The 23,888-nt window shown below is 38.0% G+C and carries 19 protein-coding genes, 2 tRNA genes, 2 pseudogenes and 1 riboswitch; of the genes and pseudogenes, 17 read left to right on the forward strand and 6 right to left on the reverse strand.

Translation table 11 applies throughout. From position 1 onward, the window contains the following. Positions 1–9 precede the first annotated feature (9 nt). The gene (locus DW963_RS08210) at positions 10–1,782 is read left to right on the forward strand and encodes an ABC transporter ATP-binding protein (RefSeq protein ID WP_353652791.1); all 1,773 of its coding nucleotides are present in this window, start codon (positions 10–12) and stop codon (positions 1,780–1,782) included. A gap of 76 nt (positions 1,783–1,858) precedes the next feature. Here the strand turns inward: DW963_RS08210 and DW963_RS08215 are convergent, their stop codons facing one another. Beyond that, a complete protein-coding gene (locus tag DW963_RS08215; RefSeq protein ID WP_117914985.1) occupies positions 1,859–2,182 on the reverse strand; it encodes a helix-turn-helix domain-containing protein in 324 nt (107 codons plus the stop codon). A gap of 22 nt (positions 2,183–2,204) precedes the next feature. After that, complete coding sequence (gene typA, locus DW963_RS08220) at positions 2,205–4,034, reverse strand: translational GTPase TypA (RefSeq protein ID WP_055287768.1); 1,830 nt, start codon at positions 4,032–4,034, stop codon at positions 2,205–2,207. 236 nt (positions 4,035–4,270) lie between these two features. Here typA and DW963_RS08225 point away from each other — a divergent pair, with 236 nt between their 5' ends. The 3 genes and pseudogenes from DW963_RS08225 (at position 4,271) to dapB (ending at position 6,988) form a co-directional block, all read left to right on the forward strand. After that, the gene (locus tag DW963_RS08225; protein WP_117914987.1) at positions 4,271–4,915 is read left to right on the forward strand and encodes a single-stranded DNA-binding protein; all 645 of its coding nucleotides are present in this window, start codon (positions 4,271–4,273) and stop codon (positions 4,913–4,915) included. 90 nt (positions 4,916–5,005) lie between these two features. Then, positions 5,006–5,178, forward strand: a riboswitch (Lysine riboswitch). Positions 5,179–5,322: 144 nt separating this feature from the next. Then, entirely contained in the window at positions 5,323–6,207 is an 885-nt protein-coding gene (gene dapA, locus DW963_RS08230) for a 4-hydroxy-tetrahydrodipicolinate synthase (RefSeq protein ID WP_117915053.1), read from the forward strand. A gap of 17 nt (positions 6,208–6,224) precedes the next feature. Continuing rightward, positions 6,225–6,988, forward strand: a pseudogene (gene dapB, locus DW963_RS08235) (4-hydroxy-tetrahydrodipicolinate reductase). Here dapB and DW963_RS08240 read toward each other — a convergent pair. After that, positions 6,985–7,749 carry a GNAT family N-acetyltransferase gene (locus DW963_RS08240; RefSeq protein WP_117914989.1) on the reverse strand — a complete coding sequence of 255 codons (765 nt, stop codon included), beginning with the start codon at positions 7,747–7,749 and terminating at the stop codon, positions 6,985–6,987. The pseudogene dapB and the gene DW963_RS08240 sit on opposite strands and share 4 nt — an antisense overlap. Before the next feature lie 152 nt (positions 7,750–7,901). Here DW963_RS08240 and DW963_RS08245 point away from each other — a divergent pair, with 152 nt between their 5' ends. From DW963_RS08245 to DW963_RS08260, 4 genes are all read left to right on the forward strand, one after another. Continuing rightward, a complete protein-coding gene (locus tag DW963_RS08245; protein WP_117914991.1) occupies positions 7,902–8,777 on the forward strand; it encodes a DegV family protein in 876 nt (291 codons plus the stop codon). 94 nt (positions 8,778–8,871) lie between these two features. Beyond that, positions 8,872–10,644, forward strand: coding sequence for an oligoendopeptidase F (gene pepF, locus DW963_RS08250; protein WP_117914993.1), 1,773 nt, complete (start codon positions 8,872–8,874; stop codon positions 10,642–10,644). Positions 10,645–10,794: 150 nt separating this feature from the next. After that, a complete protein-coding gene (locus tag DW963_RS08255) occupies positions 10,795–11,349 on the forward strand; it encodes an RNA polymerase sigma factor (protein ID WP_117914995.1) in 555 nt (184 codons plus the stop codon). Beyond that, on the forward strand, positions 11,346–12,221 hold the full coding sequence (locus tag DW963_RS08260) for a hypothetical protein (protein WP_117914997.1): 876 nt from the start codon (positions 11,346–11,348) through the stop codon (positions 12,219–12,221). Before DW963_RS08255 ends, DW963_RS08260 begins: the two co-directional genes overlap by 4 nt. 123 nt (positions 12,222–12,344) lie before the next feature. Here the strand turns inward: DW963_RS08260 and DW963_RS08265 are convergent. Beyond that, positions 12,345–12,416, reverse strand: a tRNA-Gly gene (locus DW963_RS08265). A 263-nt stretch (positions 12,417–12,679) separates the two neighbouring features. After that, positions 12,680–12,751, reverse strand: a tRNA-Gly gene (locus DW963_RS08270). A gap of 182 nt (positions 12,752–12,933) precedes the next feature. Between DW963_RS08270 and DW963_RS08275 the strand changes: the two genes are divergently transcribed. The 7 genes and pseudogenes from DW963_RS08275 (at position 12,934) to DW963_RS08305 (ending at position 19,037) form a co-directional block, all read left to right on the forward strand. After that, entirely contained in the window at positions 12,934–13,161 is a 228-nt protein-coding gene (locus tag DW963_RS08275) for a hypothetical protein (protein WP_286169210.1), read from the forward strand. A gap of 41 nt (positions 13,162–13,202) precedes the next feature. Continuing rightward, positions 13,203–14,594, forward strand: coding sequence for a Trk system potassium transporter TrkA (gene trkA, locus DW963_RS08280; protein WP_117914999.1), 1,392 nt, complete (start codon positions 13,203–13,205; stop codon positions 14,592–14,594). Between the two features lie 20 nt (positions 14,595–14,614). Continuing rightward, positions 14,615–16,101 (forward strand): annotated as a pseudogene (locus DW963_RS08285) (TrkH family potassium uptake protein). Positions 16,102–16,103: 2 nt separating this feature from the next. After that, positions 16,104–17,201: a DUF2974 domain-containing protein gene (locus tag DW963_RS08290; RefSeq protein ID WP_117915001.1), complete on the forward strand. Its 1,098-nt coding sequence runs from the start codon at positions 16,104–16,106 to the stop codon at positions 17,199–17,201. Between the two features lie 14 nt (positions 17,202–17,215). After that, a complete protein-coding gene (locus tag DW963_RS08295; RefSeq protein ID WP_286169211.1) occupies positions 17,216–17,371 on the forward strand; it encodes a FeoB-associated Cys-rich membrane protein in 156 nt (51 codons plus the stop codon). 18 nt (positions 17,372–17,389) lie between these two features. Further along, on the forward strand, positions 17,390–18,112 hold the full coding sequence (locus DW963_RS08300) for a helix-turn-helix domain-containing protein (protein ID WP_117915003.1): 723 nt from the start codon (positions 17,390–17,392) through the stop codon (positions 18,110–18,112). Further along, positions 18,096–19,037, forward strand: a complete 942-nt coding sequence (locus DW963_RS08305) for a magnesium transporter CorA family protein (RefSeq protein WP_117915005.1) — start codon at positions 18,096–18,098, stop codon at positions 19,035–19,037. The genes DW963_RS08300 and DW963_RS08305 overlap by 17 nt, the downstream gene beginning before the upstream one ends. 68 nt (positions 19,038–19,105) lie before the next feature. On the opposite strand, the gene DW963_RS13310 is transcribed toward DW963_RS08305, so the two are convergent. Continuing rightward, positions 19,106–19,267: a hypothetical protein gene (locus tag DW963_RS13310; RefSeq protein ID WP_158556568.1), complete on the reverse strand. Its 162-nt coding sequence runs from the start codon at positions 19,265–19,267 to the stop codon at positions 19,106–19,108. A gap of 237 nt (positions 19,268–19,504) precedes the next feature. Here DW963_RS13310 and DW963_RS08310 point away from each other — a divergent pair, with 237 nt between their 5' ends. After that, a complete protein-coding gene (locus DW963_RS08310) occupies positions 19,505–21,307 on the forward strand; it encodes a GGDEF domain-containing protein (RefSeq protein ID WP_117915007.1) in 1,803 nt (600 codons plus the stop codon). Between the two features lie 192 nt (positions 21,308–21,499). Beyond that, a complete protein-coding gene (gene nrdD / locus DW963_RS08315; protein WP_117915009.1) occupies positions 21,500–23,680 on the forward strand; it encodes an anaerobic ribonucleoside-triphosphate reductase in 2,181 nt (726 codons plus the stop codon). The last annotated feature ends 208 nt before the right edge of the window (positions 23,681–23,888 follow it).

Raw genomic sequence — 23,888 nt, forward strand, 5'->3', positions numbered from 1 at the left:
GGAACAATCATGAATTTACATGCACCAAAGGGAATTGATGTTGAGAATTGGTTCATTGAGTGCTATAGGAAGTATAAGGGGCATCCGTTAAAGATACTTATAGGGCTTTATAAGGGAAATTATAATAAGTTCTTTCTTGCAGTATTATTTTTCTTTATAAAGCATGCCCCTGTGTGGGTGCTGCCAATTGTTACGGCTAATATTATTAATGATATTACAAGTGGTTCGCCAGAAACTGTACAGAATATTATTATTCAGGCAATAATTATGGTTGCATTAGTTGTTCTTAATGTGCCAATGAATTATCTGTATACAAGATATAAATCATTAGCAACAAGGTATGCAGAAACAGGACTTAGAAAAGCACTTGTAAGGAAACTGCAGCAGCTTTCAATTTCGTACCACAAAGAGACACAGTCAGGCAGGCTGCAATCAAAGATAATGCGAGATGTAGAAGCGGTTGAGACGCTATCAACACAGATGTTTTTAAGCATATTAAATATTGCACTTAATATTGGAGTTGCACTTTTTGTTACGATATCAAAGAGCCTTATAGTGTTCTTATTCTTTCTTCTTACTACACCTCTTGCGGCGGCAACTATGGTATTTTTCAGAAATATTATGAAGAAGAGAAATACCGAGTTCCGTAAAGAGATGGAAGAGACATCTGCAAGGGTTATGGAGATGGTTGAGCTTATTCCGGTTACAAGGGCACATGCACTTGAAGAGGAAGAGGTAACCAAGATGAGCGGACAGCTTTTTGCAGTTGCTGAGAAAGGCTATAAGCTTGATGTTATACAGGCATTATTTGGCTCGGTTGGATGGGCAATATTCCAGATTTTTCAGGTTGTGTGTCTGGGATTCACAGGATTTCTTGCTTTAAAGGGAAGTGTTGGTCCTGGAGATATTACACTTTACCAAAGTTATTTTGCAACAATAGTAAGCCAGGTATCATCACTTATGTCACTTATACCAGTAATTGCCAAGGGCGTTGAGTCGGTTAATTCTATTGGAGAAGTACTTCTTGAAGAAGATATTGAATGTAATGACGGAAAAGAAGCACTTGATAGTGTAGAAGGTGAGTTTGATTTTAAAAATGTCAGATTTGCCTATAATAATACAGATAAACCGGTACTTCATGAACTTAATCTTCATGTTGATAAGGGACAGACGATTGCACTTGTGGGAGAATCAGGAGCCGGTAAATCTACAATTCTTAACCTTGTTATAGGCTTTAATTTCGCCACAGACGGAGTTGTTACGATTGATGGACATGATATGAGAGATATTGATCTTAGAAGTTATAGAAAGCATCTGGCAGTTGTACCGCAGACATCAATATTATTCTCAGGAACTATAAGAGATAATATAACATATGGAATAGATGATTTCGATGAAGATACACTTAACAAAGTTGTTGACGCAGCTAATTTAAGAGATCTTATAGATTCACTTCCGGATGGATTAGACACAGTTGTGGGAGAGCATGGTGGAAAGCTTTCAGGAGGACAGAGACAGCGTGTATCGATTGCAAGAGCACTTATGAGAAATCCTGAAGTAATAGTTCTTGATGAGGCAACATCAGCATTAGACAGCATATCTGAGAAGCTTATTCAGGAGGCACTTAATAATCTTACTAAAGACAGGACAACATTTATAGTTGCACACAGATTATCGACTATAAAGGGTGCTGACAGAATAGCAGTAATAGCAGATGGTCACTGCGTTGAATATGGAACATATGATGAGCTATGGAACTTAAAGGCGAGTTCTATCAGATGAAATCAATACAGAGCTAAAAAATAATAGGAGGCGGGAAAATAACCCGTCTCCTTATTTATATGCCTGCCGGTTTTAATTACTTATTATCAGCAAACCAGATTCTGAGTGTTGAGATAAGCTTCTCTTTAGAATCAACATCTAACTTCTGTACAATCTGCATGATTTCGTTGTCAAGAGCTGTGTTCTGGTATGACTTGTCAACGCTTCCTGCAAGGTAATCAAGAGAAACACCTGTAAGCTCTGCATAATATGAAAGCATTCTTAATGTCATAAGATTACGTCCGTTTTCTACGTTACTTATGTAACCAGGTGTAACCTCTAATGCTTTAGCAACGTCTTCCTGTGTAAGACCGTGTGCAATTCTTAACTTCTTAACTTTAGCTCCTAAATCGCTATCCATAATTGAAACCTCCTTAAATAAATTACTTCTTGTTAGCTCTGTATCTTGCTGTGTGGTCAAGAATCTTTTTGCGGATTCTAAGACTCTTAGGTGTTACTTCAAGTAATTCGTCTGTGTCGATATAATCCAGTGCCTGCTCCAAGCTAAGAATTTTAGGTGGAACAAGACGGAGAGCCTCATCAGCACTTGAAGAACGAGTGTTGGTAAGATGCTTTGTCTTGCATACATTAACCTCAATATCCTCAGTACGAGGATTTTCGCCAACGATCATTCCGGCATATACCTTCTCACCAGGTCCGATGAAGAGAGTACCTCTCTCCTGAGCGTTGAAAAGACCATAAGTGATAGCATCACCGCTTTCGTAAGCAATAAGAGAACCATTCTTTCTGTAAGAAATGTCTCCTTTGTATTCTTCATATCCTTCAAAAGAAGAATTGATAATACCGTTACCCTTAGTATCAGTAAGGAATTCACCTCTGTATCCGATAAGACCTCTTGAAGGGATAGAGAACTGAAGTCTTGTGTATCCACCGTTAATTGGTGACATACCAAGGAGTTCGCCCTTTCTCTGGCTTAACTTCTGGATAACAGATCCTGTGCAGTCATCTGGAACATCGATATAAGCAAGTTCCATAGGCTCAAGCTTCTTACCTCTCTCATCTGTGTGGTAGAGTACCTCGGCTTTACTTACTGCAAATTCATAACCTTCTCTTCTCATATTCTCAATAAGAACTGAAAGATGAAGCTCACCACGTCCTGAAACCTTAAATGAGTTCTCAACGCCAGGTGTTTCCTCAACTCTTAAACTAACATCTGTATTAAGTTCCTTGAAAAGTCTGTCTCTTAAATGTCTTGAAGTAACGAATTTACCTTCTTTACCTGCAAGAGGACTGTCATTAACCATGAAGTCCATAGAAAGAGTAGGCTCTGAAATCTTCTGGAAAGGAATAGCAACAGGGTTGTTAAGTGAACAGATTGTATCACCGATATGAATATCAGCAATACCTGATACAGCAACAATTTCACCGATACCTGCTTCATTAACTTCTACCTTATTAAGTCCGTTAAATGTATAAAGCTTAGTAATTCTTACACGCTTCTTAACGCTTGGATCATGGTGGTTAACAATCATAACCTCCTGATTAACCTTAAGGCTTCCATTATCAATCTTACCTACGCCAATTCTACCAACGAATTCGTTGTAGTCAATAGTAGAGATAAGCATCTGTGTATCTGCATCAGGGTCACCCTCTGGTGCAGGAATGTTATTGACGATACAGTCAAAGAGTGGCTGCATGTCTTTCTTTTCATCATTAAGGTCAGCCATAGCATAGCCTGACTTAGCTGAAGCAAAGATGAATGGACAGTCAAGCTGATCTTCATTAGCATCAAGGTCAATGAAAAGCTCTAAGATCTCGTCAATAACTTCTTCAGGTCTTGCTTCTGGTCTGTCTATCTTGTTAATACATACTATAACAGAAAGATTCATATCAAGGGCTTTCTGTAATACGAACTTAGTCTGAGGCATAACACCTTCGAATGCGTCAACAACAAGAATAACGCCGTTAACCATCTTAAGTACTCGCTCAACCTCGCCACCGAAATCAGCATGGCCAGGAGTATCAATAATGTTAATCTTAGTATCCTTATATGTGATAGCTGTATTCTTAGAAAGAATAGTGATTCCTCTTTCTCTTTCGATATCATTGGAATCCATAACTCGTTCAGCGACTTCCTGATTAGCTCTGAAAGTTCCGCTCTGCTTTAACAGCTCATCAACAAGGGTTGTCTTACCATGATCAACGTGGGCAATAATTGCAATATTACGAATGTCTTCACGTTTTGTTTTCATTAATAGTATCCTTCCTGATTTAACTCAAAATATCTTCTATGATTAGCAACTTTTATATTCTATCACAATATTCTTAAAAAACAATACTAAATATATAAAAATTTTTTTATTTTTTGAACACATATTATTCAAAAAGTTTTTGTAATATTTGCGAAAACGACATCATATACATATTAGAGAAAACAAAGCACATGCCATAACACATAATAAAGTGGCAAAGAAGGGAGAAATACATAATGCTTGATAAAGTAATTGAAAACAACAGAGTGTGTATCATTGGAGAGATTGTCTCAGAGTTCACTTTCAGTCATGAAGTTTTTGGAGAGGGCTTCTATATTGCTAATGTGTCAGTGAACAGATTAAGTGATATGGTGGATGTTATACCACTTATGATATCTGAGAGGCTTATTGATGTAACTAAGGATTATAGAGGAATGAAAATCGAAGTGGCTGGTCAGTTCCGTTCTTATAACAGACATGAAGGAACTAAGAATAAGCTTGTGCTCTCAATATTTGTAAGAGAATTAAGATTCATAGAAGAAGATGAGATGCCAGAGGAGCAGTCTAAGTCTAACCAGATATTCCTTGATGGTTTCGTATGCAAACCACCAATTTATAGAAAGACTCCATTGGGAAGAGAGATTGCAGATGTATTAGTTGCAGTTAACAGACCATATGGTAAGTCAGATTATATTCCATGTATTGCATGGGGAAGAAATGCAAGATTTGCAGGTGGCCTTGAGGTTGGCTCACATCTTCAGGTAAGCGGACGTGTACAGAGCAGAGAGTACACTAAGAAGATAGGAGAGGATGAGGTCGAGAGAAGAGTGGCGTATGAAGTATCAGTAAGCAAAATAGACCTTGTTGAAGACGAAGAATAACTGATATATACCCTCATATTAAATATGGTTAAAGTATTGACATAACATTATCAGAGTGATATAGTCACATTAACTGTAAGGGTTTCCCCTGCAGCAGGTAGAGGTCGCACGATTCAAGAGTAATTATCCTGATGTCCCGGAAGACATATGAAGGATAGTAAAAGGGGAAAGTGCCGAAGAGGATTGTTTCCGGAGCAGTCTTACTGGGCGTAGGATTAATAGTTTTACGACTGTCATCGAATAGATGGAGAGCTACTTAAAGGACTATTACTATGATTTCTTTAAGAGCCAGTCTGTTTGAGCAGATTGGCTCTTCTATGTTGTTGAGCTACTCGCATAGGTAGCGATGAGAATAGACAGGAATCATGTACATAATAATAGCTGATAACAGCGGAAAGAAGGATGGTATGTCAGTATTTACCGGAGCCGGTGTAGCGATTATTACACCAATGAAAGCTAATGGAGAAGTTAATTACGATAAGCTTGGAGAATTCCTTGATTACCAGATTAATAACTCAACAGATGCAATTATTATCTGTGGAACAACAGGGGAGGCATCAACACTTACACATGAGGAACATGTGGAAACAATCAGATTTGCTGCTGATTATGTGAAGAAAAGAGTCCCAGTTATTGCAGGAACAGGTTCTAACTGTACAGAAACAGCTATATGGCTTTCACAGGAAGCACAGAAGGCAGGAGTTGATGGATGTCTCGTAGTTACACCATACTATAATAAAGCAACACAGAAGGGCCTTATCCAGCATTATACAGCGGTTGCAAAGTCAGTAGATCTTCCTATCATTATGTATAATGTTCCAGGAAGAACAGGCTGCAATATCCAGCCAGAAACAGCAGCCAAGCTTGCTAAGGATGTTGACAATATTGTTGCCATCAAAGCTGCAACAGGTAATCTTGCACAGGAGAGTAAGACAATGGCATTAGCTGAGGGAAGACTTGATATGTACTCAGGTGAAGACGGACTTATCGTTCCTCTTATGTCAATTGGAGCAAAGGGCGTAATTTCAGTATTATCTAATGTTGCACCTAAGCAGACACATGATATCTGCGCTACATTTGCAGCTGGAGATGTGGCTAAGGCTGCACAGTTACAGTTTAAGGCATTAGAGCTTGTAGATGCATTATTCTGCGAGGTTAATCCAATTCCTGTTAAGCATGCACTTAACCTTATGGGATGGGATATGGGACCACTCAGAAGCCCATTATGCGAGATGGAAGAGGCTAACCTTGAGAGATTAAAGAAAGCAATGGTTAACTACGGAATACTTTAATTGACAGGAGAATGAACATGACAAGAATAATTATGCATGGCTGTAACGGCCATATGGGACAGGTCATTACAGGAATCGTTGCTAATGATGCTAATGCACAGATAGTAGCAGGAATTGACCTTCGCGATGACGGACATAACTCATATCCGGTATTTGCTTCATTAGAAGAATGTAATGTTGAAGCAGATGTTATCATTGATTTCGCATCAGCTAAGGCAGAGGATACACTTGTTGACTATATTAAGAAAACTAAGATTCCTGCTGTAATATGTACAACAGGATTAAGTGATGAGCAGATTGCATCAATCAATGAAGCGTCAAAGAGCGTTGCAATATTACGTTCAGCTAATATGTCACTTGGAATCAATACATTATTCAAGCTTTTACAGGATGCTGCCAAAGTGTTTGCGTCAGCAGGTTTTGATATTGAGATAGTTGAAAAGCACCACAACCAGAAGCTTGATGCGCCAAGTGGAACAGCTCTTGCACTTGCAGATTCAATGAAGGAAGTGCTTGATGATGATTATTTCTATAGATATGACAGAAGCCAGTTAAGACAGAAGCGTGATCCTAAGGAAATCGGGATCAGTGCTGTAAGAGGTGGAACTATTGTTGGAGAGCACGAAGTAATCTTTGCTGGAGAAGACGAGGTTATAGAGTTCAAGCATACCGCACATTCTAAGGCTGTATTTGCAAAGGGTGCAGTTGAGGCTGCCAAGTTCCTTGCAGGAAGCCGGCTGGAATGTACGATATGAGAGATGTTATTGCAGCTAAGAACTAGTTGTCAGAACAGTTAATATAATGATATTCAATGCGGCTTGCTTCGGCAAAGCCGCATTTTTTATATAATGCCACAGCTGCCCTGTTATTGCTTGTTACATTAAGTACGAGTGGAAGTGAAGCAATGTTAAAGTAGTCTTTAAGAAAATGCTTCATAAGGCATGTACCAATGCCTTTCCCACGAAGCTTCTCATCAACGAATACGCCGTATACATTGACAAATGTGTTCTGTGTATCAAGATAAAGAAGTGCCACAGGTTCTTTATATTCCGGCAGATACATAAGATAATCATCACCCTCAAGATAGTATTCGGCATTGTCAGGCTCTGCAGCCTGTATTGATTTTAAGTTAAAATGTGCTTTATCAAGCCGGTACAGATATTCGTAGAAACATACATCACCACATAAAGAACAGTTAAGAAGTTCTCCACTTATAGGCGCAATAAGCTCTAAATTGCCAGCAGAGCTGCTTTTAAGCTTTCTGTAACAGATGGATAGCATATTACGAAAATGTCCTCTATGGCGAAAATCAGGTGCTACAAGACCTGAAACTTCAACATATCCGCATTCATCATTGATAAGCAGTCCAACAAAGCCATACATTACAGGTGAATCTGTGCTGTCATCAACAAGCGCACACTGGATAAAGCTGTCGTTATGGGAATCGCAGTAATAAGGCTCGTAGCCGTCACATTTGTTAATAAGTTCTTCAAGAGCATTCATTAAAATGCTGTCCAGATAGTCAATCTCAATATATTTCATAGTTGTTCTCCAATAAAAGTTTATAAAAATATTACTTTGAAATAAGAAACATTTGTTTACAAAAGTGTCAAAATGCCTTACTATATAAAGGTATATACATCAGTATAACAAAATAATTGATTTACCAGCAATAGGTTATTGGGAGGATTTACATGGGTAAAGTTGCCATACTTACAGACAGTAACAGTGGAATTACACAGGCTCAGTCTAAGGAGCTTGGAGTTAAAGTTATACCAATGCCGTTCTTTATAGATGGAGAACAGTATTTTGAAGATATTAATCTTACACAGGAAGAGTTTTACGAGAAGTTAAAGCAGGATGCTGATATATCTACTTCACAGCCTTCTATTGGTGAGATGCAGGACGCATTTGATGAGCTTCTTAAGGAATATGATGAACTTGTATATATTCCTATGTCAAGCGGGCTCAGCGGAACATGCCAGACAGCTACTATGGTTGCTGATGATTATGATGGAAAGGTTCAGGTTGTCAATAACCAGAGAATTTCTGTAACCATGAGACAGTCTGTTCTTGATGCGAAGGAGCTTGCACAGAGGGGTAAGTCTGCGGCAGAGATTAAGGAGATTCTTGAGAAGCATAAGATGGAATCAAGCATATATATTACACTTGATACTCTTAAGTACTTAAAGAAGGGTGGAAGAATAACTCCTGCGGCAGCTGCTATTGGAACTATGTTAAAGCTTAATCCTGTGCTTCAGATTCAGGGTGAGAAGTTAGATGCATTTGCCAAGGCAAGAGGTAAGGCTTCTGCGAAGAAGATTATGCTTAAGGCAATGCAGGATGATTTAGATACAAGATTTGCAGAGTTTGCAAAGGATGGAAAGATGCATATGGAGGTTGCCTATTCAGGTAATCCTGAGGAGGCAGAGGAATGGGCTGCATTAGTTAAAGAGACTTTTCCGCAGTTTGATTTCCACATGGATCCGCTTTCACTTTCAGTTGCCTGCCACATAGGACATGGTGCACTTGCGATAGCGACATCTGCTTATCTGCCAGAACTTGATTAATACGAATGATAAGCCTGTGACAGCGCATGAGTTGTTGCAGGCTTTTGTTATAGATACGGATATTCCCGTAATTTAATATAAATGGAGGATTGTTATGCCAGCAAGAAGTGAGATTGATGATAAGTTTAAATGGGCTGTGAATGATTTATACAGCTCTGATGAAGCATGGGAGAAAGATTATAACAGTATACTTGAAATGACTGGCCAGCCAAGTGAGCTTAAGGGCAGGATGGGTGAGTCTGCCGGCATGCTTTACAAGGCACTTAAGGAGTATGAACAGGTAGAATACATTACTGAAAGAGTGTATGTGTATGCATTTATGAAATATTATGAGAATACAGGCAATTCAAAGTATCAGGAAATGTCTGGGAAAGCCCAGATGGCGGCGATGAAGGTGTCAGAGAAGTACGCATTTCTAGAGCCTGAGCTTATATCAATAGACACAGATGTGCTTGATAAATATATCAGCGAGGATGAAAGACTTGGAATGTATAAACATTTTATAGATGACTGCCTGGCAGGGAAAGAGCATACGCTTTCTGAGAAGGAGGAAGCACTGCTTGCAAAGGCATCACAGATGTCAACTGTGCCTGATGAGGTGTTCTCTAAGTTTAACAATGCTGATGTTAAGTTTGGCAAGGTAAAAAGAGAGAATGGACAGGAAGATGAGCTGACTAACGGAAATTTTGCCACATTTATGGAAAGTCAGGACAGAGCTGTAAGAAAGGCGGCATTTGAGGCGTTGTATAAGCAGTATGGGGCGTATATCAACACGATTGCTGCAGCGTTTTATGGCAATGTCAAGCAGGCAATGTTCTATGCAGACGCAAGGGGTTACAAGTCAACACTGAACATGTATCTTGATGGTTCATTTATTCCGGAAAATGTATATAAGAATCTTATTAAGACTGTCAATGACAATCTTGACAAAATGTACTGCTATGTTGATATAAGAAAGAAGGCACTTGGTGTTGACGAGCTGCATTTTTATGATATATATGCGCCGATGGTAGAGGATATTGACTGGAAGATAAGCTATGATGAGGCTAAGGACATTGTTGTGAAGGCACTTGCACCAATGGGCGAGGAGTATGTTTCACACATTAAAGAAGGCTTCAATAATGGCTGGGTAGATGTGTATGAGAATACCGGAAAGCGTTCAGGAGCATTTTCATGGGGCGCTTATGGCACACACCCATATGTATTTCTTAATTACTCAGATACACTCAATGATGTATTTACGGTTATTCATGAGATGGGGCATGCAATGCATACTTATTATTCCAACGCAAACCAGCCTTATATCTATGCAGGATATAAGATCTTTGTTGCGGAGGTTGCGTCAACCTGTAATGAAGCACTTCTTATGCAGTATATGTTAAAGAATACTGATGATGAGAAGAAGAAAAGATATCTGCTCAATCATTTCTTTGAGCAGTTTAAGGGAACTCTTTACAGACAGACGATGTTTGCAGAGTTTGAGATGGAAGCGCATGCAAAGGCTGAACAGGGTGAGGTTTTATCAGCAGAGAGCCTTTGTGCCATGTACAAGAAACTGAATGAGAAGTATTTCGGCCCGGATATGGTTATTGATGATGAGATAGCACTTGAGTGGGCAAGGATACCACATTTTTACACACCATTCTATGTATACCAGTATGCAACAGGCTATTCCGCTGCAATTGCAATATCAACTAAGATACTTGCAGGTGATGAGCATGTTATAGCAGGTTACAGGAAGTTCTTGTCAGGTGGCTCGTCAATGCATCCTATTGAGCTTCTTAAGCTGTGCGGAATAGATATGACAAAACCGGATGTTGTGCAGGAAGCACTGGATGTGTTTGGGGAATTACTAAAACAGTGGTAATGCTTAATGTGTTGTGAATATAAAGATGATTCTGGGAGATAATGCGTCTTCCAGAATTTTTTTATGGGATAAATGTAACTATTGCCGGAATAATCCGTCTCTAATTATGAAAGGGTTAACACTTTTAAAAAACAGGGAGTACAGACAGTAATGGATGATAAACAGATAATCGATTTATTTTTTCAAAGGGATGAAGATGCAATTAATGCAGTTAATCAAAAATACGGTTCTAAGTTAAATGCACTGGCAGCCAATATACTGCAATCAAGAGAGGACGGGCTGGAATGTGTCAATGACACGTATATGAAAGCATGGAATAGCATACCGCCTGCAAGACCAGAGTATTTATTCGCATTTCTGGCAGCATCTGCAAGAAATATTGCGATTGATATGATAAGAAAAAACAATGCGGGAAAGAGACAGGCCAAAGTTGTTGAATTGACAAAAGAACTGGAAGAATGCATAGGTGATGGCGGATTGCAGACACATCTGGACAAGGAAGATATTGGAGAGATGTTATCGCATTTTCTTGAAACAGTTGATAAAAATAAAAGAATTATATTTCTCAGGCGGTACTGGTACTCGGATTCAATTAAAGATATTTCAGAAAGGATGCAGATGAGCGAATCAGCAGTGAAAGTTACTCTTCACAGAACGAGAAAAGAATTAAGAAGATATCTGGAAAGCGAGGGTTTATATCTATGAAAAAATCAGAGGCAATGGATTTATATGAAGGACTTAATGAAATTAGTCCGCAAATGATTGAAGAAGCGGGAAATTACAAGAAAACTGCCAGTGTGGATATCAGGTATAAAAAGAGCAATAATGTAAAGAAGATAATTGCAGCAGGTCTTGTGGCAGCAGCGGCTGTTACTGTTGTATTGGGAGTCAGAGGACTGAAACCTTCTGTGACAGGAAACGGAAACCAGAGCAGTAATCAACTGGCATCAGAGCAGACAGAATTTAAAATTGCTCATGTAATGAATGTGTATGCGGCTGGGCTTGATGATAAATCAGAATGTATTTTTTCTAATGATGAGAAAAATGCTGGTGTATCAGGAGTTGTGGCTGGAATTTCAAGTCAGGGTGGAGATTCATCTGTGATGGGGCAGATTATGGCAAGTATAAATGTGACAGGCGAAGATATCTTAAAGATTAATTATTCTATAGTGGGTGATGATTCGGATGTGACATATAATCTGGCAAGGATGAAAGAGGTTGACAAGGACAGTCCTGAGTATCAGGTATCTTCTGATAAATTCAGAAAAAATACGGAGAATGGCTATGCTTATTACATTATTGAAGATATCGGGGAAGAGTATGAGGAGAGCGGAAACAGTCAGAGCGGGGGAATACAGATTGTAAAGTTTTCAAGGCAGTTATCAAAAGAAGCTTTGTATCAGGACCGTCAGCTATACAATGAGATGGTTAAAAATATGTATGAAGGACTTACATTAAGTATAACTGTGACATATGGAGACGAAACAATAGAGATTGTTAATGTAGGATTCAAGGAAGTTGTTGATGGCGACAGTTCAGGAAAAGTATCAGATAAAGTGGCTGTTTATGTGAAGTGATGAGTGACAGCGTATTATTAGCGGATCTTAAACGAAGAGAAAGACATGGTGCCGGGTGGAGCCATGTCTTTTTGCATAAATAAAGGAAGCCAGATAAATACTGACTTCCTTACAAAATAAAAGAGCGCGAGACGGGGATCGAACCCGCGACCCCCTCCTTGGCAAGGAGGTGCTCCACCACTGAGCCACTCGCGCATAATTAATGTTCTTTAATTAAATTATCTTGTGAACACAAACAAGATAATACACATAAAACTTTAATCTGTCAAGTGTAAAATTAAAAAAGTTGAATCTATAATGCTATAGATGAGGGGAAACCGACTAAGACTGCTAATTATGATGAAATGGTAGGTTTATCAAGAGGAAATTCTGAGGAGAATTAACGAGAATAAAGAAATTGCCTACTAAACAAAAAAGAGGAAGTCAGTATCTACTGGCTTCCTCTTAAAAAATAAAAGAGCGCGAGACGGGGATCGAACCCGCGACCCCCTCCTTGGCAAGGAGGTGCTCCACCACTGAGCCACTCGCGCAAACACAATTAAGATGATAATAGAAAAATAACATTTTGTCAACACTTTTTTAGGAAAAATATTTTAAGTTATAATTTCTGAAAAATTAATATATGGGAAAGGACGTCAGGGATTTCTATTTTTTTGATAATATGGTATACTTTGCATGCTGAGTAGCAGAATTAGAAAGAATGGAGATTATTATGAATCCAGCATCGATTATGAAGCTTATGAGTGCCAGGAACAAGTTTCAGAAGAATCATCCGAAGTTCGTGGCATTTCTTAACAGATGTTTTGCAGGAGGTCTTAAGGAAGGAACTATAATTGAGATTACAGTTACTAATCCTGGAGAGGCGCCTATAACATCTAATATAAAGGTACAGCAGTCTGACTTAGAGCTGCTTGAAGAATTAAAAGAAATGGGTAGATAGTTCGCTTCGCAAAACAATGCGAAATAACAAGGAGGATTGGAATGTTTGGGAATGATAAGTCCAGAAAGAACGGACTTAATATTATAGTTGTAGGTGGCGGTAAGGTTGGTGCCACTCTTGTCGAGAGACTCAGCAGGGAGAACCATGATGTTACTCTTATTGATAAGAACAGGGTTAAGCTTGATGCCATAACAGGTGCATATGATGTTATGGGAGTTGAGGGCAATGGTGCAAGTTTTACTGTTCAGAAAGAAGCAGGTATTGATTCAGCTGACCTTCTTATATCGGTAACTGATTCTGATGAGCTGAATCTTTTATGCTGTACACTTGCAAAGAGGGCTGGCAGATGTGAGGCAATTGCAAGAGTAAGAACACCTGAATACAGTCAGGAGGCTGCATTTTTAAGAGACAGATTAGGTCTGGCAATGATTATTAATCCGGAATTTGAGGCTGCAAGTGAGATAGCACGTTTGCTTTATATGCCGACAGCACTTGAGATTGGGACATTCGCACATGGACAGGCAGAGATGATTAAGATAAAAGTCCCTGAGGGTAACCAGATGTGTGGCCATACTCTGGCGGAGATATCTAAGGCTTCATCATCTAAGGTTCTTATATGTGCAGTTGAGAGGGATGGAGAGGTGTTCATTCCATCAGGACATTTTATTATAAGGGCAGATGATAAGTTATCTTTCATTGCATCAAGAAAGAATGCAAGGACATTTCTTGCAAGTGTAGGTTTTCAGACACATCAGGTCAAGAGTACCATGATTGTCGGGGGCGGAAGAGTTGCATATTATCTTGCAAAGCAGCTTCTTAACATGGGAATTGATGTAAAGATTATTGAGAATGACAAGGAACGCGCATTAAAGTTAAGCGAAGAGCTGCCGGGAGCTGTCATTATCAATGGTGATGGTACTGATGAGAGCCTTTTAAGAGAAGAAGGAATTGAGTATGTGGAGAGCTTTGTTCCGCTTACAGGAATAGATGAAGAGAATGTTATGCTTACACTGTATGCAAGAAAGGTATCTGAAGCAAAATGTATTACGAAAATAACAAGAATGGGATTCAGCAGTGTTATTAACAGCCTTGATCTTGGCAGTGTGATTTATCCAAGATATATAACATCAGAAGCTATTATTGCTTATGTAAGAGCCAAGAAAGAATCTATGGGAAGTAATAATATACAGACATTGTATCATTTATTTGACCAGAAAGCAGAAGCTATAGAGTTTAATATTGATAAAGAATCAGGAGTTACGGGTAAGCAGTTTATGGAACTTAAGCTGAAAGATAATCTGCTTATAGCACTTATTAACCGTAATGGTAAGATTATTATTCCAAGTGGTACTGACAGCCTTATGGTTGGAGATACTGTGGTTATTGTAACAACTCACACAGGGTTTGATGCGATAACTGATATTCTTGGATAGGAAAGGCTGGGAACATTAATATGAACAGTTCTATAGTAAGATATATTCTTGGACATGTTTTAAAGATAGAAGCGGCTCTTATGGTCATTCCTGTAATTGTTGGAATTATATACAGGGAGAAAGCAATATCTGCATTCTTGATAACAATTGCATTATGTGCTGTATGTGGAATTCTTATGACAATTAAAAAACCTGCCAATACAGTTTTTTATCTGAAAGAGGGATGTGTTACAACTGCACTCAGCTGGATTCTTATGAGTATATTTGGCTGTCTGCCTTTTTTTATAAGCAGGGAAATTCCTTCATTTACAGATGCACTTTTTGAGACAATATCAGGATTTACAACAACAGGAGCAAGTATATTAAGTGAAGTTGAAGGGCTGTCTCAGAGCATTATGTTCTGGAGATGCTTTACTCACTGGATTGGTGGTATGGGAGTTCTGGTATTTCTGCTTGCAGTAATACCTCTTACAGGTGGCTCTAATATCAATCTTATGAAAGCAGAGAGTCCGGGACCATCAGTGGGAAAACTTGTCCCTAAGATCAGATATACAGCAAGAATACTGTATATTATATATTTTGGGATGACTGTACTTCAGACGATTCTTCTTCTTTTGGAGGAATGACATTCCTTGATGCACTTAATACAGCAATGGGAACAGCCGGAACAGGTGGATTTGGTATCAGGAATGACAGCTTTACAAGCTTTTCACCTTATATCCAGTGGGTTGTAACCATATTTATGATATTGTTTGGAGTTAATTTCAACGCATATTATCTTATTGTTCTAAGACAGTTTAAGAAGGCTGTTAAAGTAGAAGAAGTGAGATGTTATTTCGGAATTATCCTTGCGGCAACAGCAATTATATTTGTTAATATATACAGAAGTGTAGGTGCTGTTGAACTCACACTGAGACAGTCAATGTTTCAGGTTGCATCTATTATAACGACAACCGGATTTTCATCAGTAGATTTCGATATGTGGCCGTCACTGTCCAAGTCGGTGCTTGTTGTGCTGATGTTTGTGGGAGCATGTGCCGGAAGTACAGGTGGCGGAATTAAGGTTTCAAGGTTTATAATAGGGGTAAAGACAATATTCAGAGAGATTCAGTCATATATTCATCCTAAGAGTGTTAAGGTGATTAAGACAGAAGGAAAGCCTGTTGATAGTGAAACGTGCAGGTCTGTGAGTATATATTTCATAACATTTATGATGATATTCACAGCATCCTTACTGCTTATATCTATTGAAGGCAAGGATATTGTGACTAATTTCACAGCAGTAGCCGCGACTATTAATAATATAGGTCCGGGTCTTTCGGCTGTCGGACCGACACAGAATTTTGGAAGTTATTCTGATTTCAGCAAATATGTACTGATGTTTGATATGCTTGCCGGTCGACTGGAGTTATTTCCACTGATAATTCTGTTTACACCTTCAATATGGAAGGATCTTGTAACCAAGAAGGTTTCTGAAAGGAAAATGCGTAGAATAAGAAGGGGTTAAATATGAGTAATGTATCTGATTATTTGAAATGGAGAGGTGACCTTGATTTTAGCCAGGCACCATTTAATGACGTGGACAATTTAATACTTGCGCAGATTGCATATGTTGATTTTACTGATATTGTACCGGCACCGGGAAGTATTGAGACTATTACAATTGCGGAAGCGGCAGACACATTTTTTGATACCCATGATGAGAAGGAGATTAAGAAATGCAAATCTTTCATAGGAAAAGCTCCGTATCTTTTAAGAGAGGCAGCAGCAACAAAAAGATTTGGCTCACTTATACTTACTAATTATGTTGATTATGTCGATGGCGGCAAAGAAGAACAGTTTGCGGCATTTCATGTAAGAATTGATAACAGACTTACGTATATTGCTTTCAGGGGAACTGATGATACACTTGTAGGCTGGAAAGAGGACTTTAACATGAGCTTCCTATCACCTGTTCCATCGCAGAAGGATGCAGTAAGATATATTGACACAACCGTGCAGCGTTCAGAAGGAAAGCTGATTCTTGGAGGACATTCCAAAGGTGGTAATCTGGCGGTATATGCATCAGTCTTTGCAAGACCATCAGTTAAGAAAAGAATTATTACTGTTTATAATAATGATGGTCCGGGATTTGACAGTAATTTTGTAAAGCATCCGGATTATCTGGCAATTCTGCCAAGGATTAAGAGTATTGTTCCTTATTGTTCAGTTGTTGGAATGCTTCTTAATCACGATGGAGATTATGAGGTTGTAAAGAGCAGTCAGTCAGGTCTCATGCAGCATGATTCTATGTCATGGCAGGTTATAGGACCAGATTTTGAGACTGAGCAGGATTTAAGCCCTAAGAGTAAAAGGTTAAATACAGCATTGAGTGCATGGATAGACGGACTTACAAGAGAACAGAGAGCAGAATTCGTAGATACATTATTTTCACTGGTAACTGCAAGTGGTGCAAAGAACCTTTCAGAGATAAGTACAGTCAGGTTTAAGAATATTAATGCGGTTCTTAAGTCTTTCAGGGAACTTGACAAATCAGAACGTGCGATGATACTTAAGATATTTGCTTCGCTTACAGGTGAGATTGGAAAAGCCTATAAGAACAACTAGTAAGGAGATAAAGAATGGGACATGTTATATCGGCAGGAATATTGTTAGTTGTGGTTGTTGCCATATACATTGCAGTTTCATATAAGCATGAAAAAAGCGGTCTTGGGAAGGGCTGTGATGGTAATTGTGGTTCATGCGGACTTAGAAGCTGTAAGACAGATAAGAAATAGTACTTTACGGAGGATTGAATGAGCAATACTTGTGACAGGCTGAAGCAATGCCGTGTTAAGAGAGGATTATCAAGGGTAGAAGTAGCAGAAATGTTACATATAAGTCCTGATTATCTTGCCCGAGTTGAAACAGGAACTCAGCCGGTTACATACAGGATGATAGAAAGAATAAACAGATATACAGACTGGAATTCAGATTACATCCTGCACGAAATTGACAATACCAATCCTTTTCTGGATATGTATATGACATGCCCGGATAAGAGAAAGAAAGTTTTTATAAGAAATGCTCTCTGTCTGTTTGACAGTATGCTTCAATTTGGGTATAAAGATGAAAGAAAAGTGGGATATTACCACAGAATGATACTTGAAATTGTCAATGGTATGGAATTGGATGTACCTGACAATGTACGTATAGGATATACGCTTACAGAGTTAAGACGGATTCTTGATATGGACAAGCATATGATGGCTCAGGCTGTTGGTATGACAGACAGAAGTTTCTGCTCATTAGAGAACGGATTATCAAAGCCGGATGTCGGGGTACTGCAGATAATATATACGATATACGGCTTTAATATAAAATATTTTATAAGCCGTAATCCGCTTGAATGTGAAGCTATAAGCAATATATACAGGGGCTTTGATGAGCTTTTAAGAGATTTTATTATGAGACGCATCAGGGACGATTATGATGAAATAATAATTATGAGAGGCCGGACGTATGGTAGAGATATATAGAACAGACCAACAGGTTTTAAGTACGCTGGATGATATTCAGGAAGGCTGTTGGATTAATATGGTTGATCCAACTAACAAGGAAATTGAGCAGATAGCAAAACGCTTCGAGATAGAGCCGGAAGATATAGCATCCGCACTGGATGAAGAAGAAAGTTCACGTATTAGTCTTGAAGATGGATATACTGTTATACTTGTGGATATTCCTACACCTGAGGTAAGACATGAAAAGAAAATGTATACAACAATTCCTCTTGGTATAATCCTTAAAAGTGAAGCAATAATTACAGTGTGTAAGATTGACACACCAATTATTAATTATTTTGTAAGGAATAAGGTAAAAGAATTCAGTACTAAGAAAAAAATGCGTTTTATATATCAGATGCTTTTCCGTTCAGCATTTGTATATCAGGCTAATCTTCGTCTTATTGATAAGAAGAGAATAGAGATAGAAGAACGTGTTGATGGAGACACATCAGATACAGATCTTATTGAGCTTCATGAGCTGGAATCTACGCTAGTCTATTTTGCAACATCTCTTCGAGCTAACAGTATTGTGTTAGAAAGACTCAGAAGATATAAAAGACTTGAGCAGTATCCGGAGGATATGGAGCTTCTGGAAGATGTAATGGTCGAGTATCAGCAGGCTATAGAAATGACAACGATATACAGGGATGTCATTGATGGTACAAGGGAACTGATGTCATCAGTAATTGACAGTAAGCTGAATAATGTAATGAAATATCTTACTTCAATTACAATTGTAATGGCTATTCCGACAATAATATCAGGCATATATGGAATGAATGTCGGGGAAGAATGGATGCCGTTTGCAAAGACCCCATTTGGTTTCGAGATAATAAGTGGCATAATGCTTATTATATGCATCATAGTACTGTGGGTATTAAGAAAAAAGAAGATGCTATAAAAATGCAGTGTCTGTATTGAATCTGGTGATTACCAGTTCTGTATACAGACACTGCATTTTTTGGATGATTATTTGTAAATTTCCTGCCAGCGCGATACCATCTCTAAAGCTTCATTCTCAGATGATACCTTTGTAACTATAACCCCATCAAGATAAATTTCGTACACAGGAAACTTCTTGGCCATATTGCCATGATTGACCTCAACTCTGTTATACTTTACGCGTTCCATTAGAAAACCTCCTCATATTTAATAATAGTGCTTCAAGCTAAAATCAACAATATGTTGTATTATATCACGATGTACAACAAAATGAAATACTATATTTGGTATTAGTACTAAAGTACCAAAAAATTAAGAGGAGTGCTTCAGAATACTTGTAAAATTGTAATATATATAATATAATTTTACTATTGAAATCCGGAATTAGTTATCGATAATTAATAATAAATAGCATGAGGTACCAACATGGATGATAAAGTGACAGAAAAAGAAAGATATGAAATTATACACAAAATGAGCAGGAGAGTCGCATCTGTTGACAAATATTGTGTAGTAAGTGTTTCTAACAAAGCTTTTGAAGAATATTTCGGACATATTGTAGATACGCTTCTTGAAGTGGTAGCACCACAGGATAAAGAAAGGCTGATAAATTTTATAGACAATTATGATGGTACCGCTAAGAGTGGAATGTTTAAGTTTATTAATGCACGGGGAGAGGAAAGATATAATCATCTTTTTGTATATCAGCAGCGCGGTGCTGGCAATGAACATATGAGAGATATTGAACTTGTAGATGTTGAGTCAATTGAGGAGACCAATAAAAGCCTCAGGGATGATGTAGCAAAGCATAAGATGCTTCTTGGATTAGACCGTGAATACACATTTACATATAACAGGGATAATAATATTTTCAGTATGTACAGGTATGATGTTGATTCAAGGGATATTATATATAAGGCTGACATTGATGACTGGAAGAAGCGGATGCTTTCAGAAGGATATATAGAGAAAAGTGATAAGGAAATGTTCACTAACTTTATATCTGAGGTGCGTTCATACACACAGACATTCTCAACAAAGTTTAAGACCAGCATGCGTACATATAACAAGGTTATGGAAACGTTGAGATTCATTGGAACTGTTATGACTAAGAGCGATGGAGGAAAGATTGTTGTTGGCAGGGTCATTCCAGAGGCAGATAATCGTAGTTATAACCAGATTTCAGATATGATAGAGGAGTTACAGTTTGATTCTCTCACGCATGTATATAATAAAAAAACAATAACTGCTTATGCTGAAAAGTGTATTAAAGAAGAAAAGAATAACAGGGTCACAATAGCTATTCTTGATGTGGATCATTTTAAGAAGGTCAATGATGTGTATGGTCATATGTATGGAGATAAGATTCTTGCCAGAGTAGGACGAAAGCTTAAGGAAGTGGTTGGTGAGGATGGAGTTGTCGGAAGAATAGGCGGCGATGAATTTATCATTGTGTTTAATGGCATTAATGATGAACATGCATTAAGAGGAATGCTAAGAGCGATAAGAACACAGATTAAATGGGAATTTGTTGATGATTTTGAAGACCTGACTATAACATGTTCTATTGGAGCATCATATAGTCCAAATAATGGCACAGAATATGAAGAACTTTTCAAAAAAGCAGATTATTGCTTGTATGTTGCTAAGGAAAAGGGAAGAGACAGATATGTATTTTTCAGGGATGATCTTCATAAGGAATCATATGAGAATTCGCTTAATGTTAAGGATAAGAATGTTAATGATGGCAGAGAGATGAAGGAACTTTGTTTTCTGTCAGGAATAATGGAAGAATTTGCACAGGATAGAAGAAAAGCTGTTGATGAACTGCTTCATCATATGTATGATTCTTTTAAGCTTGACAGTATTAATCTGTATTGGGGACATAACCTTAGCAGGACATATTATATCGGAGTAGAACTGGGCGGTTCAATGAGTGCAGGCTATGTTAATACAGAAGAATTCAGGAAGCTTCTTGGTGGAAAGAATCATGTTGCTGTTGGATTTGTTGGAAGACAGACAGATATTGCACCGGAATTTGGGATGGCAATGAGAGAAAAGAGGGTTTTTTCTACCGTACAATGCATAGTTGGAACACAGAACAATGTTAAGGGAATATTTACAATCGACCGTTGTAAGGAATCGTCACAGTGGGCTGAGTATGAAATAGAAATGGCGGTAGTAGCGGCTTCTCTTATTAATATTATTGCTGAATCTGAAAATAATTAATTAATATATTTTATTACAAGATATTGTGTTTTTGATTGACTTACAAGCCTATATGTTGTATAATCAAATCTGCTTGGGAAACCGCATGAATACTGGGTTCCCGGCAGATTTTTTTTCATGTGTATGATTACACATGGTGTTATTAATGATTATTCATGGGGACATGAAAGTATTTATGTGAGGGTTTGAAGTATGAAAATTATTAAAAGAAGTGGGTCAGAGGTTACATTTGATATAAGTAAAATCATGGCCGCCGTATCAAAAGCCAATATGGAAGTTGTCCATAGCGAAAGACTGTCAGAAGAACAGATTGAAACAATATCTAATAATGTTGAGAGCATCTGTAAAGAAATGAACCGTTCATTAAGTGTTGAGGAAATTCAGGATCTTGTAGAAAACCAGATTATGAATTTAAGAGCATTTGCAGTTGCAAGAAAGTATATTACATATCGTTATAAGAGAGCACTTGTGCGTAAATCTAATTCAACAGATGAGCAGATATTGAGCCTTCTTGAGTGTAATAATGAGGAAGTAAAGCAGGAAAATTCTAATAAAAACCCTACTGTTAACAGTGTACAGAGAGATTATATGGCAGGAGAGGTAAGTAAGGATATTACTAAAAGACTTCTTCTTCCAGCAGATATTGTTGATGCACATGAGCAGGGACTTATACATTTCCACGATGCAGATTACTTTGCTCAGCATATGCATAACTGCTGTCTTGTTAATCTTGAGGATATGTTACAGAATGGAACTGTAATAAGTGAGACTATGATTGAGAAGCCACATAGCTTCTCTACAGCATGTAATATCGCAACTCAGGCAATTGCACAGATTGCAAGTTCACAGTATGGTGGACAGAGTATATCACTTGCACATCTTGCTCCGTTTGTTCAGGTGAGCCGTGAGAAATTTATTGGTCAGGTAAGGGATGAATTTGAGAGAACAGGAATAGAAGCATCAGAAGAGAAGATTAAAGAGGTCGCTGAACTTCGTGTGAGAGATGAGATTAAGCGTGGTGTCCAGATGATTCAGTATCAGGTTATTACACTTATGACAACAAATGGTCAGGCTCCATTTGTTACTGTATTCATGTATCTTGATGAAGTTCCAGAAGGAAGAACAAGAGAAGATCTTGCTCTTGTTACAGAGGAAGTTCTTAAACAGAGAATGCAGGGGGTTAAGAATGAAAAGGGTGTGTGGATTACACCAGCTTTCCCTAAGCTTATATATGTTCTTGAGGAGGACAATATAAGAGAAGGCAGCAAGTATTGGGAACTTACAAAGCTGGCAGCAGAATGTACAGCTAAGAGAATGGTTCCTGATTATATATCTGAAAAGAAGATGAAGGAATTAAAGGTTGATGCCAATGGCAATGGACAGTGTTTCCCATGTATGGGATGCAGAAGCTTCCTTACACCATATATTGATCCGGAAACAGGAAAGCCAAAGTATTATGGCAGATTTAATCAGGGTGTTGTAACTCTTAACCTTGTTGATGTTGCATGTTCATCAGGCAAGGATATGGATAAGTTCTGGAGTATCCTTGATGAGAGACTGGAACTCTGTAAGAGAGCACTTATGTGCAGACATTACAGACTTAAAGGAACACCTTCAGATGTTGCTCCAATTCTCTGGCAGAATGGTGCACTTGCAAGACTTAAGAAGGGTGAAACAATTGATAAGCTTCTTTATGGCGGATATTCAACAATTTCTCTTGGATATGCAGGACTTTGTGAGTGTACATATTATATGAAGGGAGTTACACATACTAAGTCAGAAGGCACAGAATTTGCACTTGAGGTAATGAAACATCTTAACAATATATGTAAAAAATGGGCGGCAGAGACTAATATTGATTTCTCTCTTTATGGTACACCACTTGAATCAACAACTTATAAGTTTGCTAAGTGTTTACAGAAGAGATTCGGTAAGATTGCCGGCGTAACAGATAAGAATTATATAACTAACAGTTATCATGTTCATGTAACAGAGAATATCAACGCATTTGACAAGCTGAAATTTGAATCACAGTTCCAGGAATTATCACCAGGTGGTGCTATCAGCTATGTTGAAGTTCCTGATATGCAGAATAACATTCCTGCAGTACTTAAGGTTATGCAATACATTTATGATAATATTATGTATGCGGAGCTTAATACTAAGAGTGATTACTGTCAGGAATGTGGCTACACAGGACAGATTCAGATTATTACAGATGATGACGGAAAGCTTATATGGGAGTGCCCTAACTGCGGAAACCGTAATCAGGATAAGATGAATGTTGCAAGAAGAACTTGCGGATATATCGGAACACAGTTCTGGAATCAGGGAAGAACTCAGGAGATTAAAGAGAGAGTGCTTCATCTGTAAGATTAAATATAATATGGCAGGACATGGATTAATACCGTGTCCTGCCATTATTTTTAATATTCGGAAAAATATTCATTATAATAGACAAAAAGCGACTATAAAAAATGTTAATTAAAAACTTTTATAAAATAACTTTATAAAAGTGCTGGAAATTCTTATTTAACTGTTGTAATATGATAGCAGAGAAATATCTGCATAAGCAGAAATA

It is taken from the genome of Eubacterium sp. AM46-8, from assembly GCF_003466705.1.
GTDB lineage: Bacteria > Bacillota > Clostridia > Lachnospirales > Lachnospiraceae > Lachnospira.

Excerpts from the sequence above, each read along its gene's own strand:
- nrdD (WP_117915009.1), top strand. The coding sequence starts at position 21,500 with ATGAAAATTATTAAAAGAAGTGGGTCAGAGGTTACATTTGATATAAGT.
- DW963_RS08215 (WP_117914985.1), bottom strand. The coding sequence starts at position 2,182 with ATGGATAGCGATTTAGGAGCTAAAGTTAAGAAGTTAAGAATTGCACAC.
- DW963_RS08300 (WP_117915003.1), top strand. The coding sequence starts at position 17,390 with ATGAGCAATACTTGTGACAGGCTGAAGCAATGCCGTGTTAAGAGAGGA.
- typA (WP_055287768.1), bottom strand. The coding sequence starts at position 4,034 with ATGAAAACAAAACGTGAAGACATTCGTAATATTGCAATTATTGCCCAC.
- pepF (WP_117914993.1), top strand. The coding sequence starts at position 8,872 with ATGCCAGCAAGAAGTGAGATTGATGATAAGTTTAAATGGGCTGTGAAT.
- trkA (WP_117914999.1), top strand. The coding sequence starts at position 13,203 with ATGTTTGGGAATGATAAGTCCAGAAAGAACGGACTTAATATTATAGTT.
- dapA (WP_117915053.1), top strand. The coding sequence starts at position 5,323 with ATGTCAGTATTTACCGGAGCCGGTGTAGCGATTATTACACCAATGAAA.
- DW963_RS08245 (WP_117914991.1), top strand. The coding sequence starts at position 7,902 with ATGGGTAAAGTTGCCATACTTACAGACAGTAACAGTGGAATTACACAG.
- DW963_RS08260 (WP_117914997.1), top strand. The coding sequence starts at position 11,346 with ATGAAAAAATCAGAGGCAATGGATTTATATGAAGGACTTAATGAAATT.
- DW963_RS08305 (WP_117915005.1), top strand. The coding sequence starts at position 18,096 with ATGGTAGAGATATATAGAACAGACCAACAGGTTTTAAGTACGCTGGAT.
- DW963_RS08295 (WP_286169211.1), top strand. The coding sequence starts at position 17,216 with ATGGGACATGTTATATCGGCAGGAATATTGTTAGTTGTGGTTGTTGCC.
- DW963_RS08255 (WP_117914995.1), top strand. The coding sequence starts at position 10,795 with ATGGATGATAAACAGATAATCGATTTATTTTTTCAAAGGGATGAAGAT.
- DW963_RS08310 (WP_117915007.1), top strand. The coding sequence starts at position 19,505 with ATGGATGATAAAGTGACAGAAAAAGAAAGATATGAAATTATACACAAA.
- DW963_RS08210 (WP_353652791.1), top strand. The coding sequence starts at position 10 with ATGAATTTACATGCACCAAAGGGAATTGATGTTGAGAATTGGTTCATT.
- DW963_RS08290 (WP_117915001.1), top strand. The coding sequence starts at position 16,104 with ATGAGTAATGTATCTGATTATTTGAAATGGAGAGGTGACCTTGATTTT.
- DW963_RS08240 (WP_117914989.1), bottom strand. The coding sequence starts at position 7,749 with ATGAAATATATTGAGATTGACTATCTGGACAGCATTTTAATGAATGCT.
- DW963_RS08225 (WP_117914987.1), top strand. The coding sequence starts at position 4,271 with ATGCTTGATAAAGTAATTGAAAACAACAGAGTGTGTATCATTGGAGAG.
- DW963_RS13310 (WP_158556568.1), bottom strand. The coding sequence starts at position 19,267 with ATGGAACGCGTAAAGTATAACAGAGTTGAGGTCAATCATGGCAATATG.
- DW963_RS08275 (WP_286169210.1), top strand. The coding sequence starts at position 12,934 with ATGAATCCAGCATCGATTATGAAGCTTATGAGTGCCAGGAACAAGTTT.